Raw genomic sequence first — 23,475 nt, 5'->3', positions numbered from 1 at the left:
CCTCGGGGCTTGGCCCGCCGTCGCACCGCCCTGTCAGCCGCCCCTACTCGGCAGGGCAAGTCCCATTCGTGAGGTAGCTCGGGACCTTGATCTTCCCGTCAACGATCGACTGCTTGATCTCGTTCATCTTTGCAATGTCTTCGTCTGTCAGCAGCGGTCGATTGTTATCGTCCAGAACCCAATCGACACCCCTATCCTTGACGCCGAGAACGACGCTTCCAGGCTTCCACGTGCCATTTTGAGCCGACTCAAAAGCCTTGTATACGGCGACGTCCAGAGCAGCGTTGTTGGTGGTCAAAACGTGTCCCGGCTGCACGTCGTTTTGATTTGTACCCACGCCGATCGCGAGCTTCTTCGCATCTGCCGCTGCCTGAAGAACGCCCAGAGTAGTCGCGCCCGCCGCGCCGTGGACAATATCAGCTCCCTGCTCGAACTGCCCTAAAGTCAACTCGCGACCCCGAGCAGGATCCGTCCAAGCTGCGGGTGTGGTTCCTGCCATGTTCACGATTACTTTCGCGCCAGGTTTGGTCAGGTGGACCCCAGCTTGGTAGCCGCAGGCAAAATCACGGATGATCGGAATGTCCATACCCCCAACGAAGCCCACGGTGCCTGTCTTGGTCTTTAGACCCGCAAGGGCACCAACAAGAAACGAGCCTTCGTTGTACGCAAATTCGATGGATTCCACGTTTGGCAGATCAACCGTCGTGTCAACGATGATGAATTTTGCGTCGGGGAACTCGGGAGCGACCTTCTCCAAAGCTGGCTGCCAAGCAAACCCAACTGCCAAGATGGGGTTGCCACCCTGTTCGGCAAAAGTACGCAGGGCCTGCTCACGCTGCGCCTCGGTCTGAGGTTCAAACTCCATCAGCTCGAGGTTGTGTTCGTCGACGAACTTCCGCGCTCCATCGAAGGCGGGTTCATTAAACGATTTGTCGAACTTTCCACCCAAGTCGTAGAGGATGGCTGGTTTGATGTCTTCTGCTCGGGCAGCCATTGGCCCAAGGCTGCATGCGGCGATCGCAAGGACAGCGGTTGTTGAAAGTTGCGTCCATATGTTCGTCATGTCAGTTCCCCTTTTCTTTTAACGGCGTTTTGTCATTGGTACGTAATAATGTATACTTTATTGCAAATCAAGCCTCCTGCAGTTGAATACGGGCATTGCCGAGTGGAATCGGCGCGGTGCTGGGGCGCTCCAGGACGCATTGCTGGGCTGGTCAAAAGCCCGAGCTAGGCTTGGTCTATCCGTTAGATTTCCTGCCTACAGGTGAATTGGCTAGTCCCACGGGACGACCAGCCGTGCTGGTGAGGAGCGGGCAACGACCATGCCCTAGCCCCTCTTTTCAGCCGATCCGATATTTTGCGACGCGCTGTCCCGGTGCCGTTGAAGGTATCCATTGATATGGCGTTCGATTTCCTGGTCGAGGGCAGATCTCTGACGGGTCTCAATCAACTCGACGATCGCTTCGTGGTCGCGGAACGATGCATCATAATCGAAAACGACGTTTCTCTCTTGCATGAGGAAGACGAGCACTCCGCGAGACAGTGAATCCCAGATTGGTCGCAGAAGGGGACTCTCGGAGAGGTCGATAATTCGGCTATGGAACGCCAGGTCGGCTCTACAATAAGCAAGCTGGTCCGTCAGCTTTGCAGCTCTCCGCATATCGTCGATGGCATCGCGCAACTCTTTGATCAGTTCGGGATGTCCCGGAACCTTTTTCAGAATTCGTCGCAACGCGATGCGCTCGACCGTCACGCGCACCTCCAACATTTCAGCCGTCTCGTCCGAGCCGAACTCGGTGATGAAAGAGCCGCGGTTGGGCTCTGTCCGTACGACTCCTTGCGCCTGAAGAATGCGCAGTGCCTCACGTACCGGGATGCGGCTGACCCCGAGCCTCTCGCAAATCTCCTTCTCGTATAGGCGCTGTCCAGGCTCCAATTCGCCTGTAGCTAGGAGAACGACGATGTGCTCCGCCAGTTGATCAGGAAGGTTGCGATATTTGAATTGAGGTTCGAACGACACTCTGATTTCTCCGTCGGAGGGTAGGATGGGTGATCGAGATCAGCCAATCATAATGTATACACTGACAATGCCGGTGTCGAGACGCCTAGGCAGTGCTCTCGAGACGGTGGATAACAGTTGCCGGGGGAACGATGTCGTCTCCATTACTCCGCTCCACTCATCATGTCGAGAAGCACTGCCCCGGTGATCGCCATGACGTTGGTTGGATCTCCTTCCGTATTGAGGCCGCTTGTCCATCGGATCGATCCAGTCGCGAAAACTTGACCCTTTTCACCGGCCGGAATCCAAATCAGATTGGCGCGAACACCGTCTTCTACGGCTTCAACGGGATCAATACCGAGCTCTCCGAGATATTCATTTACAGGTACGTAATGCTTCGGAAGGTGGCCGATTTCACCGAAAACGGTAGCGCGCGGTGACGAGCCCAACGCAGCATCATAACTGTCTAGCTCTAGTCCGGCGATCCCGAACAATTTGTCTCCAATCGAAGTCATTACTTCACGCAAGTTTGCCGGCAAGGTCAGTAGGTCGCATTGTGATGGAACTCTGTAACGTCCGTCTCCAGTGAAGCCCATTGCTGAGAAGCCAAGACCAAATGTTACGTTCGGGGGCCTTCCGATATTTCGCCATAGACCACCGACTTTGCCATCTGTTTGATGTCGCCCTTCCCCCGGCTCGTCAGCCCATATGGCGGCGCCATCGCCGCGACGAAGCTCTTGCAACCACGGTCTCGCCGGGTCAATCGTCACGCGAAGGATGAAGCCGTTTCCACCAAGATACATCAGGTTCCCGCCACCAGCGTTGTAATCACTGTAGGCGTCCAGTTGTTCGGAGGTCGAATATTCAGGATGAGAACCGGTCATAACCACGCTGTAACCCGCCAGAACCGCTGCACCAAGTTCGTGAAGAAGCTCATCGGTCAAAACGACGTAGGCCTGGCTGTCTCTCTCAAGCCATTCCAGGATTTCGAGATCGGCGGAGAGTTGGTGCGTGAAGCTGTGAAGTTGGCTGAGCAGATCCGGGCGGACAGTTACTTGAGGCCGCTTCAGTGAAGCGAGGTGAACACCCGACCCATCATCATGCGAGCAATATTGCGACTTCAGCCCTTTTTCGATGCAATAATCATATAGGATTCCTGATCGCGTTGGTCCTTTCAATTTGAAGAGCCGGTCGTCGGCTTCGGTGTACAGGGAGTTGTTAGCGTAAGCGCGATAGCTGAATGTCGGTAATACGAGTGCGATCTTTGCGTCAGACCCTTCCTTCCCGGGTGTAACGAAGATCGGCACGGGGTAGAACTTCGATGGATCGGAATACTCGACATTCTCACGCTCCGATAAGATGACGCAGTATACTCCGGACCGGAGATTTTTGGGCAATTTGAGCTCGAAGGCGACTGGCCAGCCCGCATCGTCTATGTCGTCAGCATGCAGAGCAACTGCATTGTATAGGTCGGGACGCTCAACAAAGTTCGTCGTCTGTCCGCGCCATGAACTCGATGTCACGGCGCGGGTGGGGGCGTTGGACAAAAGCGCATCTGGGTATCGTCCATGCACCTCAGCAATTCGATCGGACTTGTCCATGTTACCGAGATTCCAAGAGGCGAGGGGCTCTGGCGCCTGGTCGGAAACTAGAACAGCGTGGGTTTCCGGGACGGGATTCCAAACTCGCGGAGCTTCAACTTTCGCGTCGAGGTCGCCGTGGTGACCGTCTTTCACGCAAAAAGTGCCGCCAAGAACAAAACCCTCGAACGAACCAGGATCGATCGTTGCGGCTATCGTCGATTGAGTGACCGTGTTCGCATTCATGTCTTTCAAGACGAGGTCGATCCGATCACGATGGTGATCGACGACGATCGCGAGATCATACCAATGTCGTTCAAGCAAAAGAGGCAGGTCACCGTCAAACCGAATAGTCTGTGACCCCATCTGCACGTGTATTGTTATAGCGCCCGATACATCCAAACGGGCACGAATATACCCAGTTGCGAACTTCAGCTCTGCGAGGGTCGCAGATTGTGGAGGTAGTCGACGAAACCAAAATCTTGACGCGACAGCAAGCGGCTGGCTTTCAAGAGCCATTGGGATATTGACGCATGAACCGCTTATCAGCTGAGCCTTACATCCATCATAAGAGCAGTTGGAGGGGACATCCACGTCAACGGCCTTCAACTCCCAGTCTTCGGTATTCCTGATGGCGCCTGTAAGCCTAACCAGTTTGGCATGGAAATGCGGGAAATCCGTTGAAACATGCAACGGCACGACTTCACCAGGGCTTAGATGCCACCTAGGCGTGTATCCGACAATCTTTAACGGCATAGCTGCCTTTCTCCTATATGTGCCTAGTCTTTCCGGGCTTGCACTGGAGGTCACCCAGACAAATCCCAGACAGTCCGCAATATGCAATAATGTATACATTATTTGAATTTCTGGCCAAGCGGTTTATCGGGTTTGGTTGAAAGGGCCGGTTGCCTGGGGACAGGGCGGCCTTGCACCCTGCGATTTGATAGGGAGCCACACGCGTAGCGCGCAAGTTGCGCAAGCCTCAGGATCATTGCGGGGGCTTCTTGCGGCTCCTGACGTTCAAGCATGTTTATAAACTCGCCGCTCCTGGCTTGGTTGTATCGCAAACGCGGAAACGTCGAACAGACAGGTTTCATTTCGGCTGGGCATATGCTCGGTCGCAATCACGAAGATGGCCGGGCAGACTCACTCCAGCTCCGGTTCTTGCTGCTAGAGCGTGGCTCGAGTAAATCACGACCTCCAGCGACAAATAGTCGGTTGTTATAGTAGCGCGTCCCCCGGAACCCTAGAACGTTGTGAGTTTGGCATTCGCGATCAAGCTGATTAGTTCCTCGTTGCTCCATGGTTCGATGTCGAGCAGGCGGCATATCGATCGCCTGTTAAGCCCAGCATAGAGCAAAGGCTGGTTCAGTTTTGGTGCCGGCGGCCTTCTCGCGCTTCAAGGCATTCCCGCAAGGCCTCTCCGCCGAGTGAGAGCAGGCTCTCCTCGACCAAGAAATGCCGAACCGCGACTTGGTCGGCAACTGGCACAGCACTTGCTAAGATCTCGAACAGCCATCGGTGCATCTTGTCACAATGGGACGTTCTCGGCCCGTCCACTGACACATCCGAAACTGGTCCATTGCGAAAAGGCGCCCCAGACGGATCGAACAATCTAGAAGGGTCCTCAACCCAGCATATGATTTCGATGGCACTTAAGGCGGTATCGATTTCGAGCGGCGGCGTGTCGGTAATCGTCAATTGCCATCGCGCCAAATGGCGGGAAAGCTTCACCAGCGTGACTGCTTCGCAATACTTGATGCGTTTGCTTTCCACGTCGGTTTCCGTTGTTGTGCGTTCGCAATCGAGCACGCTTGGCCTGCCGCTTGCAGAGTGGGGTTGCTACCTCGGACCGAACCAGAGGGCCGAGCTCCCAGCTTCGTGATCGACAGCTCGCTTAATATCCCACTCCCCTTTGTTGCTCTTCGGGAACAGTGAGCGCCGTGGGTTTTGGGTCTCGATACCATATGCGATTTCAGACAGCGCCGGGGGCGTCATCTGGCCTATATACGTCCGCATATCCACGCTACCCAAATGCGCTCCCTGCCAGCGTGGGACGATATGGAAGTCGCTAACTGCTTCTGATAATGATGCTTTTGTCGCGCATTCAATGTCGCGTCAGCAAGTTAGGAACCAAGATGCCCAGCGACAGTAGTCGAAGAATTGTACCGCTGAGGACCTCCGGTCTGAACTGAGTGTTCGTCTCATCCGGGGGCCTTTGCGGCAGAAAACGAGGTGAGAAATGACCACTAAAGCAACCGCTGTGTTGAGCGCGCTATGGTGCGCCCGTAAAGGACGCCGTCAGAAACGATCACCCATCAGTGCAGCAGGACAGCCTGTGGACGCGATTGCCGCGCCAGCAACGCCGACCTGTGCCCTTACTGCCATCTGGCAGGTATCTCCGCACACTGGCAGAATTGAATGTCGGTGGACCAACGATCCAGCAGCCGTTGCCGCATGGCTTGGAAAGCCTGCGTTCGAGCGTGTCGCATTCCTGTTGGCGGCCAGTCCAGTAAGCCGCTTTTCGGGCATGACCTACTGACATCGGCGGGAAATACACGTTCGCCCTGCGCTATTGCAGTTGCTACGACGCCCGACTTACATCGCAAATGTGCTCTCGTTAGCGGCGACTTGTATGGCGACGCCTGTTCTCGTGCCGTCCTCGCGAAAAGGACGGTACGAGAACCTCAATAAAGAAATGTCGGTAAGGTTTCTCTAGACTACAGCTGCCATAATTCGTTGACGCAAGCTCTCGATATGTTCGGCCATCGCGGCTTTCGCGGCATTCCCGTCACGTTCGCGGATGGTATTGAGGATACTGTCGTGTTCGTTGCCTGTTAGGCTGAAATCGTGAAACTGCCAAAGTGGCAGAAACCAGATACGCGACATGCGCTCGTGAACAGAGCGGAGGAAATCCGCTATCAAATTGTTCCCCGATATTTCGGCGATTTTGGTGTGAAATTGCCGATCCAGTTCCATAAGACGCGCCTTGTCAGAAGTAATGCGGACCCTCTCGTACTCCGCACTTATTTTTTCGAGTTCTTCAAGGTTGGCCGCAGTTAGCCGCTCTGCGCAGAGACCTGCGCAGTATGGTTCCACGACCATGCGCGCTTCAAGAGCAACATATATTTCCGTAAGGGATTCAGCCCGTACAAGGATTCCCTTACGAGGAATGATCTCCACTAGACCTTCCTGTTGCAGGCGATGAAGCGCGTGATTAACCGGTGTTCTTCCAAGACCAAGATCTGCTGTGATCTGCGTTTCCTGCAGAAATTGCCCGGGCACATATTTCGCAGATATCAATCGGTCCTTGAGCAAACCATACGCCGTTTCGGATAGGGTCTTGGGGCCACCTGAACCATCCTTCGCGGATTTTTTACCTGTCTTTGTCTTCATAACACGACCTGCTTAAGCGTCTTCGCCCTGATGATGGGCACCCTAAGATGCGTATAATATATCAGACGGTTGGTGCAAGCTTGGGAAATAGCGCTTCTGAACACGAAAATCGGTTTCGCTCGTTTCAATTCAGTCAACGAAACCGATTTCTTCGCTGAACGAGTCAATAGGCGCCGTGTCCGATATGCGCAACGCCTTCGATTTCCACCAGAATCTCCGGGTGCGCTAGACTACTGACTTCAACCAGTGAGCACGCCGGGAAATCGCCTTGGAAAAATTCCTTTCGCGCGTTCCAGACAAGATGTCGGTTTTCAATTCTCGTGACGTAGATCGTGAGTTTTGTGAAGTCTGCCATCTTTCCGCCCGCAGCTTCGACCAAGGCTTTGTGTTTATTTAAAATGACTTTCGTTTGTTCGTATTCGTCAAATCCGAGAATTGTGTCAAATTCCTTGCCGCGCGCGGTCAGGCCCGACATATATGCGATATCGCCGACGACCAGGCAGTTCGACCACAGGCCGGGTGCTGCCTCTGTTACATGCTCGCTTGTGATTCTTCTAATCGGCACTGTTCATTCCTTTCTCGTATTAAAGTCCGTCGCAGTGGGGAAATACGGCGACCAGCCACGTGAGTTGGGTGATCCGTAAATTCTCAGCTTTTCTGTTGTCCATCTAGAAAGCCGCCAATGGTCTCGTCGGTATGAAATGAGGGTTTCTCATAGTAATGCGGCCCGTCGTAAACTTCGACGAGACGGCATTTCGTCCGCGCGACGGTCGGTCCGTGCGGGTGATCTTTTGGGTTCATGTAAAAGGAACCCGCATTCAACGTAATCTTGCTGTCGGTGTATTCGTACTCACCGTCCAGGCAATACATAAATTGGTTGGACGCATGGGAATGCTTTATCGGGATGCCGCCGCCTTGCTCGTACTCGAGCAACGCTATGCTTGCACCGGTCTTTTCGTTTCTCCAAAGGAAGTACTGGCGAAATCCATACTCCGGGAAATTGAGCCAGTTTTCAGAAATCAGATCTTCCTGGTTGATCAGGATTTCGAGTGTTTCCAATGTCATTTTTGCCTCTTTTGCTCGTTGCGGGAGATATCACCATTTTAGATACAATCATGGATTGTGTTTTGGGTTGCGACAATCCCTTCAGATCAGCGACTTCGGTCAGCGTGATCTAGAATCAGTCGAAGAAGGTCGGGGGCGGGGCCATTCCCCACTGCGTGGTTTCTTCCGCCCCACCAACGAAACGCACCGGCTCGTACTCATCATTGATGATGTCGGTGTCCGTATAGTGCTCGATCCGGAAGCCGAATGGGTCGAGCCAGTAATCGTAGATGAGGCTGCCGAGATAATGGCGACCAACACCCGCGTCGAGTGTCCAGCCCTTAGCGACGAGATAGTCATGCCCTGCAGCCACAGCATCAAGATCAAGGACTTCGTAGGAGCTGTGATGACAGCCGAAATGCTTCGACTGATTGATGAGGATGCAATGATGCTCCACATACTCCTTGCCGCGGTCGAGGCGCAGGAAAGTACCAACGGTAATGGGTTCCGGCTCCGCCGGCGCGCAGATGTAATCGGCTGGTGCGAGCGAGAAATGCTCCATGAACCAGTTTATCTCCGAAATCGCGTCTGGCACCCACAGCACGAAATGGCCTATCCGCAGTGTTGGTGTCGCTTCAGGTTTTTGGCGGACAGCAGCGTTGTGGCGCAAATGCTCCGAGGCAAAATTCATGCGGTAGGAGCGCCGAACCGGTATTTCGGTCACTGTTGCGACACCGTATTCTATCCAGATGGTGTGGTTGTTCGGAGTGGTCAACGTTACGCGCCAGCCGCCACCCGGTTCGGTTATTTCCTCAATTGGGGATGCGCCAGGTATCTGAGCTGCTTTTTCGAGTTCATCGCGCGACGCCACCTTGAAAGCACCACCCAGAAATTTTCTTTCCGTTCCCAGATGTGTAACGTGAATATGGTGGTTGTTGCCCGTCCCTCGCATATAGAGAGCTGTATCGGTTCGGCCAGAGCGGATCATTCCGAAGTCTGTGAGAAATCGTTCCATTAGGTCGAGATCGTCGACTTGGTAGGACGTGTAGGCGACGTCGAGGAGGTTTACACGTTTCATACTATTTTCCTTGTCATAAATATTGCCCCCTAATCATCGAGCGTGCGGAAACATTCACATCTGCGTTGTGGAGGGCGAGAAGAATCTTGTCCGCGGATAATGGTAGCGAGTGAATGCGAATACCGGTGGCGTTGTAGACGGCATTGGCGATCGCTGGAGCCGGATCGGAAAAACCAAGTTGAAGGGGGTCGTGCCCTTCTTCAATTTCCGGCGGCAGCGGTACACCTGTGAAAATGTAATCAATGTCAGGCGCATCCATGATATTCGGTGCGCGCAAGGCGAACGCTACATCTTCCGGCACACAGCCTATCTGCGGGTCGATAATGAAGCTTTCGATCATCGCGATCCCAATGCCGGACATAAGGCTTGCCTGCAACAAGACAGGATCCGGTAGGCCGCGAAACCCCGTGACATCGATAGCACAGACATGTTTGAGCAAAACCGTAAAGCCAGTCTCGGTATCGACTTCCACTTCAACGAAATCCGCCTGATGGCCGAAGTTAAATTTTCCAGTTGAACGTGTCAGGATCGACATGCCGGCCCCTTGCCGATAGCGTCCGCCGCTAGCCCCCTCGCGGCGCCAGCCATGCCATTTTTCTTGCCAGCCAAAGCGGTCTGCAGCCAGGCGCATGCACCTTTCCATCCTGGCGCCCGCTTCACCAGACAAGAGATTTCTGATCCGGAACGACAAGGGATCGATCCCAGCCTTCTCTGAGAGCCGGTCAATTGCTTGCTGAAAAATGAAGTTGCCTTCGAGTTTCCCAGAGCTCGCTGAGCCACCGGCAGGAGGCGTATTCGTATATATGCTTGCGATCCGACCTCCGATTGCACCGCAATGGAGCATGCCAGGCAACTCGGCGACATTGCCTACTGCAAAATGCTCCAGAGAATAGGCACCCGCATCGGCGATCGCAATGTGATCCAATCCGCAGAGCACACCCTTGTCGTCTGCTGCGATCGTTACGGAATGAAAGCTAGAGGTGTGGGGTGAATAGAGGGTCAGCGCGTCCGGCTCCATCACCTTGACGGGCCTACCGCAAGCGTTAGCCAAGAGCGCTGCAACTGTTTCGATGGAGCGGGCGCCAGGATCCAAATCTGAGCTGTAATGGGCTGATGTCGAGACTGTCATAACACCGTTCCCGGAAACCATGGCAACCGCGGTTTGCTGCTGGAAGTCACTGCGCAACTTCCGAGAGGCAACACCGGAGAACTCTCCGACGAAGGCAGCTTCAGCGAAAACCTCTTTAACGCTACCGTTTGTCAGAGGATGAAGCGTGTCAGCGGCAATGTTTCCGGGCACATCATCATGCACCAATGGGCCGTCTGGACCAGCGGCCAGAAGCGGATCCAGTATAGGAGGCAGCACCACATAATCGACATCGATGAGTTCAAGCGCCTCTTCCGCGACAATGCTGCTCTCAGCGGCTACTGCCGCTATCCAGTCACCAACAAAGCGTGCTTTGCGTGCGAAGATGGGAGCGGGATGAGTCCCGTCGATCGTAGTCCTCGTGCCTCCATCCTGACAATCGGCCGCAGTGAGGATGGCAACCACACCTGGTAGTGCAAGCGCCTTCGTTACATCGATGCCACGAATGACGGCGTGAGCGTGGGGGCTGCACAAGATGCGCCCATGAGCCATTCCGACTATTTCAGCATTGGCAGACTGCTGGATGGAGCCTGATATGCAATCGAAGATGTCGGGCCTGGGAAAATGCTCGATCTGGAACTTCAAGGCCATCACCGCGCCTCGAGGGTTGCACGCATAGTTTTAGCGGCTGCCAACACTGCGTCTATGATGTTCGCATATCCTGTGCAGTGGCAAATGTTGCCTGCCAAGCTGCGGCGGATATCTTCACGTGTTGGCCGCGGATTGGTATCCAGCAGGGCGGTTGCCGACATCAGAATACCAGCCGTGCAGTATTCGCATTGTGATGAGCAATGATCCACCAGGGCTTGCTGCAAGGGATGCAAGGTGCCGTCATCGCATCGCAACCCTTCGATCGTGCGGATCTGAGCGCCGTTGACGGCCACTGCAAGCGTGAGGCAAGAGCAGACGGGCCAACCGTTGACCAACACGGTACAGGCGCCAGTGCAGGCGATTGAAGGGCAGCGTTGGGCACCGCCGAAATGAAAAGTGTCTCTGATCAGGTCGATTAGCAGCGTACGCGTATCGATTTCTGCTTCGCGTTTTTGTCCGTTGATCTTGAATGCTACGGGATGACGTACCATGGGCCCGCTCCTCAATAAGCCAGATGTGCATCATCGGCGGGATCGTGCCGCGAGCGGGCCCGGCTTGCCGCTTGCTCCAGGACATCGCGCACCAAAACACGAACCCACTCAGACAGGACGCCGCCAAACAAGCGTGATCCTCTCGACAGTCCCAAAGTATCTACGGCTTCATCGGCTGCAGCGGCATAGTTCGAGCTTTCCGCTTCCGCGCCTGCAAGCCGGGCTTCCACAGCTAGCATTCTTTGTGGCGCATTGGTGATGCCGCCAATTGCGAGCGTTGCCTCGACGATCGTCTCCTTTCGCGTATCAAGCGCGACATAGGCTGCTGCATTCACTTTTCCTACGTCGCCTTGATAGCGAATTGTTCGGTATATTTTTTTGAATGCACTGCCAGCATCGGACGCGGGCGGTGGCGAAAAGATAGATACAACCATCTCCCCTCCTGCAAGGGTTGTCTTGCCGGGCGGGCCAAATATCCCTTCCACCGGCAGTTTCCGTACGTCACATCCGTTGTCTATCCGAACCTGCGCACGGTGCGCTGTAAGGGCTGTCGCGAGGTCGTAGTGCGCCTCAGCCGAGCAGATATTTCCGACAACGGTTCCCATATTTGCGATGTGAGGTGGTCGAATCTGTTCCAAGGCTTCGTGCAGTGCTGCCCAGCGTTTTCCAATCCAAATGTCTGAAGCCAATCTCCGGATCAGCACTTGGGCGCCAAATTCAAGTCCGATCTTGGGATGCGCCTTGACATCGTTGAGGCCCGGGAGCCGCATTATGCTGACCATCTTCCCGCAATCGAGCGCGCCTCTTCGCATCGCATGCGCCAATTCGCAGCCTCCAGCAAATAACCGGGAGCCCGGTTCTGCGGCAAGCCCAAGTGCTTCAGCAATTTGCGTTGGCTCGGCAAAGTCGAAGGGCCGCATTGGCATTCATCCTGTTTTCGTCGGGTGAGGATTCATCTCGAATATAGACCACAGAGGGCCGCTGAAAAAACACTAACGCAAATGTATATAAATGCGACTGAAATATCAAGTGTTGACTTATGAAATATTTATATGCGAAGAAACGACATCAACGAAAATGGGGTGCTGAACGATGGGAACAGGTCAATTCAAGCTGCCTCGCCGCGTACTATTGAACGCTGCGGGAACCCTGGCCGCGGCTTGCATGCTGCCGCGAAAGGCCTTTGCTGGCGCGGGACCGATTAAGATCGGCTATATTAGTCCGCAGACCGGTCCTCTGGCTGCCTTTGGTGAAACGGACAATTTTGTAATTGCCGGCATCCGCCAAGCCGTGAAGGATGGAATCAATACCGCAGGCGGCAAACGGCAAGTCGAGATAGTTGTCTATGACAGCCAGTCATCGTCCAGTCGGGCCGCGAGCGTTGCGGCTGATCTCATCGATAAGGATGGTGTCAGCTTGATGCTCGTCTCCGCGACGCCTGAGACGACAAACCCTGTTTCGGATCAGTGCGAGTTGGCGGGAGTGCCGTGTATATCGACCGCCGCACCTTGGGAGGCTTGGTATTTTGGCCGAGGTGGAACGCCGGACAAAGGATTCGACTACACCTATCATTACTTTTTCGGTCTGCAGGACGCTATTTCCATCTACTCATCGATCTGGAACAAGCTATCGACAAACAAGAGAGTTGGCGGGCTTTTCCCAAGCGACGCGGATGGCGCGGCCTGGAGCGATGAAGCGCATGGACTTCCTTTCCACTTGCCGAATAAGGGCTTCGAATTGATAAACCCGGGGAGCTTTACGAGCAACACGGACAATTTTTCTTCTCACATCGCCGATTTCAAGGATGCCAAAGTCGAGATCGTGACTGGTGTTCTTAACCCTGCTGATTGGAATACGTTCTGGAAACAGGCGCACCAGCAGAATTTCAGGCCAAAGATTGCGACCATTGCCAAAGCTCTTGTATTTCCCGCCGCTGTGAAGACATTGGGACCAATAGCCGACGGACTGACAACCGAAATTGTCTGGTCGCCTTATCATCCCTTTAAATCATCTGTTACGGGTCAGAGCGCGTTTGAACTCGTCAATACGTGGATGAGGGAGACAGGCAAGCCCTGGACCCCGCCGCTTGGCTGGACGCATTCCATCTTCGAGGTTGCACTGGATGTGTTGAAGCGCTCATCTGATCCGGAAAGTCGTGAAGCCAATGTAGTCGCGCTTGCGGAAACCGATCTCCAGACAATCTTCGGCAACGTCAATTTCAAGAGTGGACCATTCGGCAAAAATATCTGCGTGACGCCAACCGTAGGGGGGCAATGGACGCTTTCTGGACCGCACGGATTGGACATCGAAATCGTTGCCAACGACACCCTTCCAGCCGTTCCAGTGACGTCTGAACTTAGACCTTTGCCAGTTTGAGGATTTTGGGATGTCACTACTGCAGCTTGAAGGCCTGAGTTTGAGCTATGGCGCGCTCAAGGTAACAAACGACGTTACTATGAGCGTTGAGGCTGGAACAGCGCTTGGGATAATTGGACCGAATGGTGCAGGAAAATCTACTCTGCTCGATCTTATAATGGGATCAAGGCGACCCGACGCTGGACGCGTCATGCTTGAGGGAGCCGACATAACTCATGTCTCGGCGCAAGAGCGATGCGATCTCGGAATTGCACGCGCTTTCCAGATCCCTCGACCGTTTTCCGGAATGACAGTTTTCGAAAACATCTTGCTTGGGGCGACCCATGGCGGTCGGTACAGCGAAAGCAAGGGAACCAGCATTGCTGTCGATGTACTCGAAGTAACTGGGTTGTCACGGCTTGCCAATGCGTCCTCCGGTTCACTCCGCCTTCTAGACCGGAAACGCTTGGAAATGGCTCGGGCGTTAGCAACCCGACCAAGGATCCTCTTGCTGGATGAGGTGGCAGGAGGGCTGTCGGACATCGAGTGCGCGAACTTCATCGAGACGATCCGCACAATCCATCGCTGCGGCACGACCATAATCTGGATAGAGCACATCGTGCATGCGTTGCTCGCTGTTGTTCAACGTCTATTTGTGCTGAACCAGGGAGCCAGGCTCGCCGAAGGCCCCCCTAGGGAGGTTATCGAGTTGCCCAGCGTGCGACAGGTTTATCTTGGAGTGCCGGCATGAGCCTGCTTGAGTTGTCTGAAATCGATACTTTCTATGATGACATGCAGGCTCTCTACAGAGTTGACCTTACGGTCGCTGAAGGGAACGTAGTGGCGGTTATTGGGCCTAACGGGGCCGGTAAGACGACGCTCCTCAAAAGCATCTCCGGCTGGACGAAATCTCAGAATGGTACGATCTCTTTAGCCGGTCAAAAACTGTCAGGAAGAAGCGCTGATGAGATTGTACGACTGGGCGTTGCCACCGTGCCGGAAGGGCGCCGCCTTTTTGCGAGCCTGACCGTCGAGGAGAATCTGCTGATGGGTTGCAATTCGCGTCGGCATGGACCGTGGACTTTGGATCGCGTCTATGGGCTGTTCCCAGTACTCAAGGAACGGCGTCATTCTCCCGGTACAGCGCTTTCGGGGGGGCAGCAGCAAATGGTCGCAATTGGGCGAGCGCTGATGACCAATCCGCGGATTTTGCTCTGTGATGAGTTGAGCTTGGGATTGGCGCCAACGGTGGTCAACGACATCTATGCAATGATGCCGAGAATTCTCGACGAGGGTATCGGCATCGTGCTCGTCGAGCAGGATGTTCGCCGCGCCTTGAGTACTGCGAGCTTCGTCTATTGCCTCATGGAAGGTCGAGTCGTCTTGGCGCATCCACCGGCCAACCTCACGATGGAGCAAGTATCAAAAGCCTACTTCGGAGTGGTGTCATGACAGAGATTGTCAATCTTCTGCTGCAAGGCATCATGATAGGTGGCCTCTATGCGCTGTTTGCCTGTGGGCTAAGCCTGACATTCGGGATGATGCGGATCGTAAATCTGGCCCATGGCGATCTCATAGTCGCAGCCGCTTTTATGGCCTTTTCAATTGCCGACACTGTAGGGCTTGGTTTTTTCCCAGCGATCGTGCTTACTCCGGTCCTGATGGGGATCGTCGGGTACGGCTTACAACGATGGCTGTTAAATCGTGTCATCGGCAATGATATTTTGCCGCCGCTGCTCGTCACGTTCGGCCTCTCCGTCATCATCCAGAATGGCATCTTGCAGCTTTTCTCTGCAGATAGCCGCAAGCTGTCGATCGGTTCGATTGAAACTGACAGTCTGACAATCATGCCTGGGGTGTCAGTTGGGTCCTATGCTCTCATTGTATTTGCAGTGTCGGTCCTTGCTGTTCTTATTCTGCATCAGATCTCCAACCGGTCTGCGCTAGGGCGCGGTTTCCGCGCTACCGCCGACGATCCGGATGTCGCGCGTCTTATGGGAGTCCCCACGCAGCATATCTTTGGTCTAGCGATGGGAATGGCTCTGGCCCTATGCGGTCTTGCAGGTGTTCTGTTTTCCGTCTGGACGAGCTTTACGCCCGTTGCAGGCCCATCACGTCTGCTGATTGCCTTTGAAGTCATCGTTATTGGCGGGATTGGCTCGATTTGGGGGACCCTTCTAGGGGGTGTCGTTCTGGGCCTTTCACAGGCGCTCGGTGGATATCTTAACCCGTCGTGGCAAACTCTTGCCGGCCATATCGCCTTTTTGGGCATCATGATGATTTGGCCAACCGGCCTTTTATCTCGGAGGCACGTATGACCCGATTGCAGTTTTCAGTGGACAGAGGTGGAAGCTACGGCATGGTAGTCGCATGCTTGGTGGTCGTTGGCCTGTTGGTGCTGCTTCCGCTGTTTGTCGGCAATGCAACATTGCGGCTGGCAACGGAAATGGCCTGTTATCTGATCTTGGCCATGATGTGGAATATGCTTGCAGGCTATGCCGGGCTCATGTCCATTGGTCAGCAGGTCTTCGTCGGTCTTGGTGGCTATACGCTGTTTGCGCTTTCGGGACCACTCGGTGTACCTGTTCTGCTAGCGCTACCGCTTTCAGCCCTGTCTGCGCTGGCGCTCTCAATTCCGCTTGCCGTTGTTCTTTTCCGCCTAAACGGCGCCTATTTCGCCGTTGGTTCGTGGGTCGTCGCGGAAATCGTGGCGTTGATTGTGGCGCAGTCGACCCAACTTGGTAGCGGTTCCGGCATGAGCTTTCCCGTATCCGCGGCGAGATCGCTGGGTACGGGCAGTGATCGAGCTGCAACGATCTGGTGGTGTGCCCTCGGTGCAGCCGTTGTAGCGCAGGCAAGCGTCTATCTTTTGCTTAGGTCACCTCGGGGGCTTGCGCTTATGGCCATGCGCGACAACGCTGTAGCGGCAGGAGCGCTCGGCGTCCGTACCGTTCAAAACAAGGTGCTTGTCTATGGTGCTGCAGCTTTCGCATCTGGAATTGCCGGTGCAATCCTATTCCTTGTGAAGCTTCGCATTTCGCCTGCGGCGGCGTTTGACGTGAATGAGTGGACTGCTTCAATCATCTTCATCGTTGTGATTGGCGGGCTAGGTCATCTGGAGGGGCCGCTTATCGGTGTGCTGGTCTTCTTCGCGCTTCGGGGACTTCTGTCCGATCTGGGCGCTTGGTATTTGATCATCCTCGGCATGGTCGCCATCGCCGTCATGCTAAAGGCGCCCACCGGTCTTTGGGGCATCCTGCAGACGCGGTTCAACATTGAATTGTTTCCCATCCGCCGCAGTGTTTTGCTTCGACAGAGCGAAACTTCGGCTTTCACTAGGAACAAAACATCGTGAAACTCCTACGTTTTGGTGAAATAGGCAACGAGCGGCCCGGCCTCTTGGACACGAACGGTGTGATCCGAGATTTAGGATCAATCGTAGATGATATCGTAGGCTCGACCCTTTGCGATGATGCATTGGCCCAACTTGCTTCCCTTGATGTCAACTCGCTGCCCATTGTGCCGGGCAAGCCACGGATTGGGGCTTGCGTTGGTCGTATCGGAAAATTTGTGTGTGTAGGCCTCAACTACACGGACCACGCCACAGAAACCGGCAAGAGTGTTCCCTCGGAGCCTGTAATCTTTATGAAGGCCACTTCTGCCGTTTGCGGACCGAATGATCCAATTGAAATACCGCGTGGATCCAGCAAGTCTGACTGGGAAGTTGAGCTTGGCATAGTCATCGGCAAGCGATCCAAATACGTGAGGCAAGCTGACGCACTGTTGCATGTGGCGGGCTACTGCACCGTAAACGACGGCTCGGAACGGGCGTTCCAATCTGAGATGCAGGGCCAGTGGACCAAAGGTAAAAGCCACGATACGTTCGGCCCTATAGGTCCATGGCTCGTGACCCGCGATGAAGTTCCTGATCCGCAGAATTTGACGCTTTGGTGTGAAGTAGATGGCCACCGTTACCAGGACGGCTCTACTCGCACGATGGTCTACGGCGTCGCGTATCTCGTTTCATACATTAGCCGTTTCATGACGCTTGAGCCGGGCGACATTATCGCTACAGGCACCCCGCCGGGAGTGGGCTTGGGTATTCGACCGAGACCGATATTCTTAAAGGCAGGCCAAAGGGTTAGGCTGGAGGTCGAAGGGCTTGGCGTTCAGGATCATGTGACAATCGAGGCACGTGATTAAATCCGCGCAGTTCAAGCACGGAAGCATTATCCGGACCAAATAACAAACAGGACAATACAATCGGCGCCAGTCGCGACCGATTATCTCGTGACGGATTTCTGTTTTCCCGCCCCATGCAACGAGGGTGGATGAAGACAGATGCTCATCTTTCCAAAGGACGCTTCTGTGCTTGGGTAAGGCTGGCCACAGCTCAATGCGACGATGCAGAGTTGAGTGTACATCACTCAAAAAGATCTATTGAAATGCATCTGAAATATCATAGAATGTTCTCGGACCGGAAGACTCTTGGCTGCGGGAAAACACAGAGGGAAAGGCAAAGACTCCATGTCACGTAAGGGAACCGACTACATCCAAAGTCTGCGGGACGGCCGCCAGATCTTCATCAATGGAGAATTGATCAGCGACCACGTAGATCACATCGCGTTTCGTAACGCGGTTCGATCCACTGCTGCGCTCTACGACTATCAGGCGGAAAACCAGGAGCAGATGACGTTTACCACGCCGACGGGCAGGCAGGTCAATCGCTCTTGGGAACTCCCGGATACCCGTGAAAAGCTTATCAAACGCGGCCTAGCGGCCCAGGCTTGGGCCGAGCAAAGCTGCGGATGGTTGGGACGCTCGCCCGATCATGTTCCAGCAGCGATAACCGGGATGATGACCCATATCGATGTGTTCGACGAATATGACAAGAAGCGTGCCGATGCGTTGCGCGGTTATTATGCGTATGCGCGCGACCGCGACCTCGCGATGACCTATACCATCGTCAATCCGCAAGGAGACCGCTCGAAACTGGCCAGTGAACATGACGATAAATATCATAGCCTGGGGGTCGTCGATGAGGACTTCGATGGCATCACTGTTCGTGGTGCTAAAATGCTTGGAACCTCTGCACCCCTTGCAGAGGAAGTACTGGTGGGCGTGCAGAATCCGCTGAAAGAAGGCGTGGACGATATTTACGCTCTTTCTTTTGCTTTACCCCTCGCCACCAAGGGGGTGAAGATTCTTTCGCGCAAATCCTACGAGCAGGACTCCCATTCGGAGTTCGACAACCCCCTTGCTACGCGTTTCGACGAGAACGACGCCGTCATATATTTTGATGATGTCAAAGTGCCCTGGGATCGGGTTTTCATTTACAAGAAGACCTCGATGTGCCGCGCGCAGTTTCACTCGACCGCTGCCGAAATTCTCATGAATACTCAGAGTCAGGCGCGCTACAGCGTAAAACTAAAGTTCTTGGTAGGACTGGCCAAGCGAATGGCGGAAACGACCGGCGTCATCAATTTCCCAGCTATTCAGGAATCGCTGGGAAATCTGGCATCTCAAGCCATGGTGATTGACGGTATGTTTCGCTCGTTGATTCACGATCCAACTGCGCGCAACGGTTACTTTTTTCCTCGTCAGCTTCAGATCTATACAACGCAAGCCTACAGTCAGGAGCTTTATCCGTCGTTCATCACGGCAATTCGCAAACTGGCGGGCGGGGGCGTGATCATGCTGCCGTCTGGAGTCGAAGATTTCGACAATCCGGAGCTCGCCGATTTAATTGGCAAAACGCAGTATTCGTCCGTCGCAAGTCCGGAAGACCGCGTTAAAGTGATGAAACTTGCCTGGGATGCGCTTGGCTCCGAGTTTGGCTCGCGCCACACCCAATATGAGATGTTCTATAACGGCCCACATTTCGCGGCATTGATGCGCGTGTTCGGCGCCTTCGACTGGAGGCACGCAACCGGCATGGTCGACGACCTGCTCGGCCGCTACTCGCTGGCAGGCTCCAAAAACGGTGCAGTGGAATGAGTGCCGCGCTATCCGATCCGACGATCGACTATCCGCAGCCGGACCTCCCCGTCGATATTGAGCATTTTCGTCGAGGAATGCGGCGGTTGACCGGAGCTGTAAACCTCGTAACGACAACGCACGAAGGTATATTGCATGGACTAACGGCAACAGCGGTGTGTTCGCTATCAGGTGAACCGCCGAGGTTGCTCGCCTGTGTCAACGTCTCTGGCAAGACTTTTGAATACATTCTTCAGTCGCGCCGGATGGGTATCAACGTCTTGGCATACCGGCATCTAGAGCTGGCGCGACGATTTGCAAACATGACCGACATTGGCTTCGAACGACGATTTGCCGACGCAGAATGGGTTTCCCGCCCTTCGGGTGCTCCGGTGCTGAACGATGCGCTGGTGACCTTCGACTGCATTGTGGACGAAATTATCGTCACCCCCTCTCACGGGGTGATCATCGGTGAAATCAAGTATGTCGGCTTTGGCCCTGAAGGCGAGCCGCTTCTCTACAACAACGGTAATTTCACAACCGTTCGCGCTGACGCCTGAAGCTGACGAAGAGCCCAGATGAAAAGAGAAAATGCATGAAAACCCAGACGCACCCAAAATCGGCCGATATACTTGCCGCGCTCGGACTGAAGGACATTAACCCAGGTTCGTGTAGCGGACCAAACGGCTGGTCCGCTATTGAGCCCGCAAAGGCTTTTGTATCAACCAATCCCGCCACCGAACAGGAGATCGCCAGTATCTCTCCGGCCAGCTCGTCGGACATGAAAACGGCAATAGATATCGCTACAGGTACATTCCACACATGGCGCATGGTACCGGCACCCAAACGCGGAGAACTAGTCGGTCGCATCGGCGAACTTCTTGCTGAGAACAAGGACGCGTTGGGGGCGTTGCTGGCGCTCGAAACCGGTAAATCGATCGTTGAGGGCAAAGGCGAAATTGGTGAGATGGTGGATATGGCTAAATTTGCCGTCGGCCAATCGCGTATGCTCTACGGCTATACCATGCAAGCTCAGAGAAACGAGCACCGCATGTATGACCAATGGTTGCCGCTTGGGGTGGTCGGCATCATCACCGCTTACAATTTCCCGGCTGCACCGTGGGCGTGGAACGCGCTAGTCGCCGCGGTCTGCGGCAACACGATCGTTTGGAAACCAAGTCCCAAGGTCGCGCTTCCTGCCATCGCAATCCAGCATCTCTGCAACAAGGCAATGACCGAACTCGGATATGAAGGTGTTTTTTCGCTTGTCATTCCGGCTGACGAAAGCATTTCCGAAGAGTTGGTCCGAGACAAGCGGGTGTCGCTCGTGTCATTCACGGGCTCAAGCAAGATAGGGCGCCGCGTCTCTAAAATTATCGCTGAGGACCTTGGACGTCGACATCTACTTGAATGCTCCGGCAACAATGGCTGTATCCTCGACGAAACCGCAGAACTTGATCTTTCAATTGCGGCGATCACCTTCGGCGCACTAGGGACTACGGGACAACGTTGCACCAGCACGCGACGCTTGATCGTCCACAAATCGCGAACAAAGGAAGTCGTTGAAAGGCTGAAAAAGGCCTATGCAAAGGTCAAGCTCGGCGACCCTTTCGTGCCCGGCAACCTGATCGGTCCGCTTATCGACAAGCAAGCCGTGGCCGACTTTGAAAAGGCCGTCGCTGAGGCCAAGGCACTCGGTGGGGAAGTTCTGTACGGTGGTAAGGTCATGCCGGGACCCGGCTACTATGTTGAGCCGACCATCATCATGGCAAAAAACGACTGGCCCTGTGTACAGCACGAAACCTTTGCGCCAATTCTGTACATCATCGAATACGAGACTTTTGATGAAGCGCTCGAATTACACAACAGCGTGCCCCAAGGGTTGGCGTCCGGTATCCAGAGCACCAATATCCGCCATATCGAAGCCTTCCTTTCGGCCAGAGGCAGCGACTGCGGAATTGCCAAGGTGAATATGGGTACGACCGGTGCTGACATCGGCGCTGCGTTTGGAGGCGAGAAGGAAACCGGTGGTGGGCGAGCCAGCGGCTCGGAGTCATGGAAAGCATATATGCGTCGCCAAAGCGTCGCGATCAACTGGGGCGATGAAACCCCCTGGCGACTGCACTTACAGGACTGAGTTACCTCGTTAATTTCAAATCTGCGTTGGCTCGCAGAATTGCGAAATTATAAAATTGAACTGATTGCAGGAAGGCAAACTCGTGGAAGCTATCAACCCGGCGACAAAATCGCTTCTTAGCAAGGTCAATGTTTCGACATTGACCAATTGTCTGTTGCGCCATGGTCTGCGAAACCAGTTTCTTCACGGTGTGACCCCTCTCGCTCCAGGGTTGCCCAATATGGTCGGCCCAGCGTTTACATTGCGATTTATTCCATCTCGCGAAGACTTGGATACGATGGCAGGTTACCAACTCGAAAGCCATGTACAACGCCGAGCCGTGGAGGAATGCCCTCCTGGCTTCGTCTTGGTGGTCGATAGCCGTGGTGATGCGCGGGCGGCATCCGCGGGTGATCTACTAATCGCCCGCCTTAAAGCGCGCGGTTGCTCGGGGATTGTCACCGATGGCGGCTATCGGGACCATTCTGGCATCATGCGCACCGGCCTTCCGGCGTATCAGCGCCAGACCGCTTCACCTGCAACCCCCATTAATCTGCATCCAGCTGACCTCAATTTGCCGATTGGTTGTGCCGGGGTCGCTGTGTATCCCGGCGATATCGTGGTCGGTGATTGCGAGGGGGTTGTTGTCATCCCGGCAAATCTGGCGGATGAGATCGCCGCCGAAGCGATCGCGGCGGTCGAGTACGAGGAGTTCGTGGAGGAAAAAATTGCAGCGGGACGCTCGATCTTCGGATTGTTTCCGGCAACTGAAGAGAGTCTGGCCGAATACTCGTTTTGGAAGAAGAACAGGGCTTGAGGATGTATGCAGTACTGGGTGTTTCCGGGAAAACCGGGGCGGCAACAGCGCGCGCCCTTCTTGGGCAGAACGTTGCGCTACGCGCTATAGTCAGGGACCAAACCAAAGAAGAGATTTGGGCGGCAAAAGGTGCGCAGGTCGCGGTCGCCGACATCGATAATACGCGGCAATTGGCTGCTGCCCTTAATGGCACGGCTGCCACCTACCTACTAAATCCACCGACATACGGCGCCGAAGACCCGTTTGCTGAGGCAGAGCGCCGGGCCGAGATCTTCGTCAAGGCGATTGAGTTGTCGGACACCCAACGAGTGGTCGTACTCTCTTCGATATCTGCTCATCTGCCTGAAGACAACGGGATCATTCACACCAACTATCTATTCGAGCAGCGTCTCAGAACCCTCGCAAAACCCGTCGCGTTCTTGCGCGCCGGATATTTCTTCGAGAATTGGGGCCACTCGCTTGGTAGTGCTAAGTCTGAAGGCATCCTTCCGTCTCTTCTATCGCGGCTGAGCGTTGCCATTCCCATGGTTGCCACCGCTGATATCGGTCTGGTCGCTGCAAAGCTGATGCAGGAATTTTGGACTGGCCAAAGGGTGGTCGAACTTGCTGGGCCGTCGAACACTTCGCCAGAAGAGGTGGCGGTGGCCATCGGCGGGGCGCTATCGCGAAAGTTGAAAGCCATAGCAGTCCCACGGGAAGCCTGGCCTGACATCTTTGCAGGCGCGGGTATGAGTAGCCGCGCCGTCCGGGCATTCATCGAGATGTACGACGGTTTCAACAACGGCACGATCCGCTTCGAAAATGAGAAGCCACAGCGCGGCTCAACGACGATTGTCGAGGCGGCCGCAAGGCTGGTTTCCCAACCATGCTGACAAGTGTCGCCCT

Annotated in this window: 22 protein-coding genes; 11 read left to right on the top strand and 11 right to left on the bottom strand. The window is 54.6% G+C overall.

Features of this window, described 5'->3' with window-relative positions; genetic code table 11:
• Window positions 1-43: 43 nt before the first annotated feature.
• The 11 genes from IB279_RS29460 to IB279_RS29410 form a co-directional block, all read right to left on the bottom strand.
• On the bottom strand, window positions 44-1,063 hold the full coding sequence (locus IB279_RS29460) for a BMP family protein (RefSeq protein WP_192340355.1): 1,020 nt from the start codon (window positions 1,061-1,063) through the stop codon (window positions 44-46).
• 264 nt (window positions 1,064-1,327) lie between these two features.
• Window positions 1,328-2,020, bottom strand: a complete 693-nt coding sequence (locus IB279_RS29455) for a GntR family transcriptional regulator (protein ID WP_192340353.1) — start codon at window positions 2,018-2,020, stop codon at window positions 1,328-1,330.
• 143 nt (window positions 2,021-2,163) lie between these two features.
• Entirely contained in the window at window positions 2,164-4,434 is a 2,271-nt protein-coding gene (locus IB279_RS29450) for a N,N-dimethylformamidase beta subunit family domain-containing protein (RefSeq protein ID WP_192340351.1), read from the bottom strand.
• Between the two features lie 513 nt (window positions 4,435-4,947).
• Window positions 4,948-5,355, bottom strand: a complete 408-nt coding sequence (locus IB279_RS29445) for a DUF4269 domain-containing protein (RefSeq protein ID WP_192340349.1) — start codon at window positions 5,353-5,355, stop codon at window positions 4,948-4,950.
• Between the two features lie 939 nt (window positions 5,356-6,294).
• Window positions 6,295-6,975 (bottom strand): GntR family transcriptional regulator, encoded by a 681-nt coding sequence (locus tag IB279_RS29440; protein WP_192340347.1) that lies wholly within the window; start codon window positions 6,973-6,975, stop codon window positions 6,295-6,297.
• 163 nt (window positions 6,976-7,138) lie between these two features.
• A complete protein-coding gene (locus IB279_RS29435; protein WP_192340345.1) occupies window positions 7,139-7,540 on the bottom strand; it encodes a RidA family protein in 402 nt (133 codons plus the stop codon).
• Between the two features lie 83 nt (window positions 7,541-7,623).
• On the bottom strand, window positions 7,624-8,040 hold the full coding sequence (locus tag IB279_RS29430; protein WP_192340343.1) for a cupin domain-containing protein: 417 nt from the start codon (window positions 8,038-8,040) through the stop codon (window positions 7,624-7,626).
• Between the two features lie 115 nt (window positions 8,041-8,155).
• Complete coding sequence (locus IB279_RS29425) at window positions 8,156-9,097, bottom strand: VOC family protein (RefSeq protein ID WP_192340341.1); 942 nt, start codon at window positions 9,095-9,097, stop codon at window positions 8,156-8,158.
• A gap of 13 nt (window positions 9,098-9,110) precedes the next feature.
• On the bottom strand, window positions 9,111-10,829 hold the full coding sequence (locus IB279_RS29420) for a xanthine dehydrogenase family protein molybdopterin-binding subunit (RefSeq protein WP_192340339.1): 1,719 nt from the start codon (window positions 10,827-10,829) through the stop codon (window positions 9,111-9,113).
• Between the two features lie 5 nt (window positions 10,830-10,834).
• Window positions 10,835-11,326, bottom strand: coding sequence for a (2Fe-2S)-binding protein (locus IB279_RS29415; protein WP_192340337.1), 492 nt, complete (start codon window positions 11,324-11,326; stop codon window positions 10,835-10,837).
• 11 nt (window positions 11,327-11,337) lie between these two features.
• Window positions 11,338-12,246 carry a xanthine dehydrogenase family protein subunit M gene (locus tag IB279_RS29410; protein WP_192340335.1) on the bottom strand — a complete coding sequence of 303 codons (909 nt, stop codon included), beginning with the start codon at window positions 12,244-12,246 and terminating at the stop codon, window positions 11,338-11,340.
• 172 nt (window positions 12,247-12,418) lie between these two features.
• Here IB279_RS29410 and IB279_RS29405 point away from each other — a divergent pair, with 172 nt between their 5' ends.
• The 11 genes from IB279_RS29405 to IB279_RS29355 all read left to right on the top strand — a co-directional run bounded on the left by IB279_RS29405 (window position 12,419) and on the right by IB279_RS29355 (window position 23,462).
• A complete protein-coding gene (locus IB279_RS29405; protein WP_192340333.1) occupies window positions 12,419-13,702 on the top strand; it encodes an ABC transporter substrate-binding protein in 1,284 nt (427 codons plus the stop codon).
• Between the two features lie 10 nt (window positions 13,703-13,712).
• Window positions 13,713-14,432, top strand: a complete 720-nt coding sequence (locus tag IB279_RS29400; RefSeq protein ID WP_192340331.1) for an ABC transporter ATP-binding protein — start codon at window positions 13,713-13,715, stop codon at window positions 14,430-14,432.
• Window positions 14,429-15,133, top strand: a complete 705-nt coding sequence (locus tag IB279_RS29395) for an ABC transporter ATP-binding protein (protein WP_192340329.1) — start codon at window positions 14,429-14,431, stop codon at window positions 15,131-15,133. The genes IB279_RS29400 and IB279_RS29395 overlap by 4 nt, the downstream gene beginning before the upstream one ends.
• Window positions 15,130-15,999 (top strand): branched-chain amino acid ABC transporter permease, encoded by an 870-nt coding sequence (locus tag IB279_RS29390; RefSeq protein ID WP_192340327.1) that lies wholly within the window; start codon window positions 15,130-15,132, stop codon window positions 15,997-15,999. Before IB279_RS29395 ends, IB279_RS29390 begins: the two co-directional genes overlap by 4 nt.
• Window positions 15,996-17,036: a branched-chain amino acid ABC transporter permease gene (locus IB279_RS29385; RefSeq protein ID WP_192340325.1), complete on the top strand. Its 1,041-nt coding sequence runs from the start codon at window positions 15,996-15,998 to the stop codon at window positions 17,034-17,036. The genes IB279_RS29390 and IB279_RS29385 overlap by 4 nt, the downstream gene beginning before the upstream one ends.
• Complete coding sequence (locus IB279_RS29380; protein ID WP_192340323.1) at window positions 17,033-17,884, top strand: fumarylacetoacetate hydrolase family protein; 852 nt, start codon at window positions 17,033-17,035, stop codon at window positions 17,882-17,884. Before IB279_RS29385 ends, IB279_RS29380 begins: the two co-directional genes overlap by 4 nt.
• Window positions 17,885-18,208: 324 nt before the next feature.
• Window positions 18,209-19,678, top strand: a complete 1,470-nt coding sequence (locus IB279_RS29375) for a 4-hydroxyphenylacetate 3-hydroxylase family protein (protein ID WP_192340321.1) — start codon at window positions 18,209-18,211, stop codon at window positions 19,676-19,678.
• Entirely contained in the window at window positions 19,675-20,217 is a 543-nt protein-coding gene (locus tag IB279_RS29370; RefSeq protein ID WP_192340319.1) for a flavin reductase family protein, read from the top strand. Before IB279_RS29375 ends, IB279_RS29370 begins: the two co-directional genes overlap by 4 nt.
• Before the next feature lie 35 nt (window positions 20,218-20,252).
• A complete protein-coding gene (locus tag IB279_RS29365) occupies window positions 20,253-21,794 on the top strand; it encodes an aldehyde dehydrogenase family protein (protein ID WP_192340317.1) in 1,542 nt (513 codons plus the stop codon).
• Window positions 21,795-21,876: 82 nt separating this feature from the next.
• Window positions 21,877-22,590, top strand: coding sequence for a ribonuclease activity regulator RraA (locus IB279_RS29360; protein ID WP_309142322.1), 714 nt, complete (start codon window positions 21,877-21,879; stop codon window positions 22,588-22,590).
• Window positions 22,569-23,462, top strand: coding sequence for an NAD(P)H-binding protein (locus tag IB279_RS29355; protein ID WP_192340315.1), 894 nt, complete (start codon window positions 22,569-22,571; stop codon window positions 23,460-23,462). The genes IB279_RS29360 and IB279_RS29355 overlap by 22 nt, the downstream gene beginning before the upstream one ends.
• Window positions 23,463-23,475 lie beyond the last annotated feature (13 nt).

Source organism: Ensifer sp. ENS06 (assembly GCF_014852205.1).
Lineage (GTDB): Bacteria > Pseudomonadota > Alphaproteobacteria > Rhizobiales > Rhizobiaceae > Ensifer > Ensifer adhaerens.
This window is presented reverse-complemented; position numbering and strand designations above follow the sequence as displayed.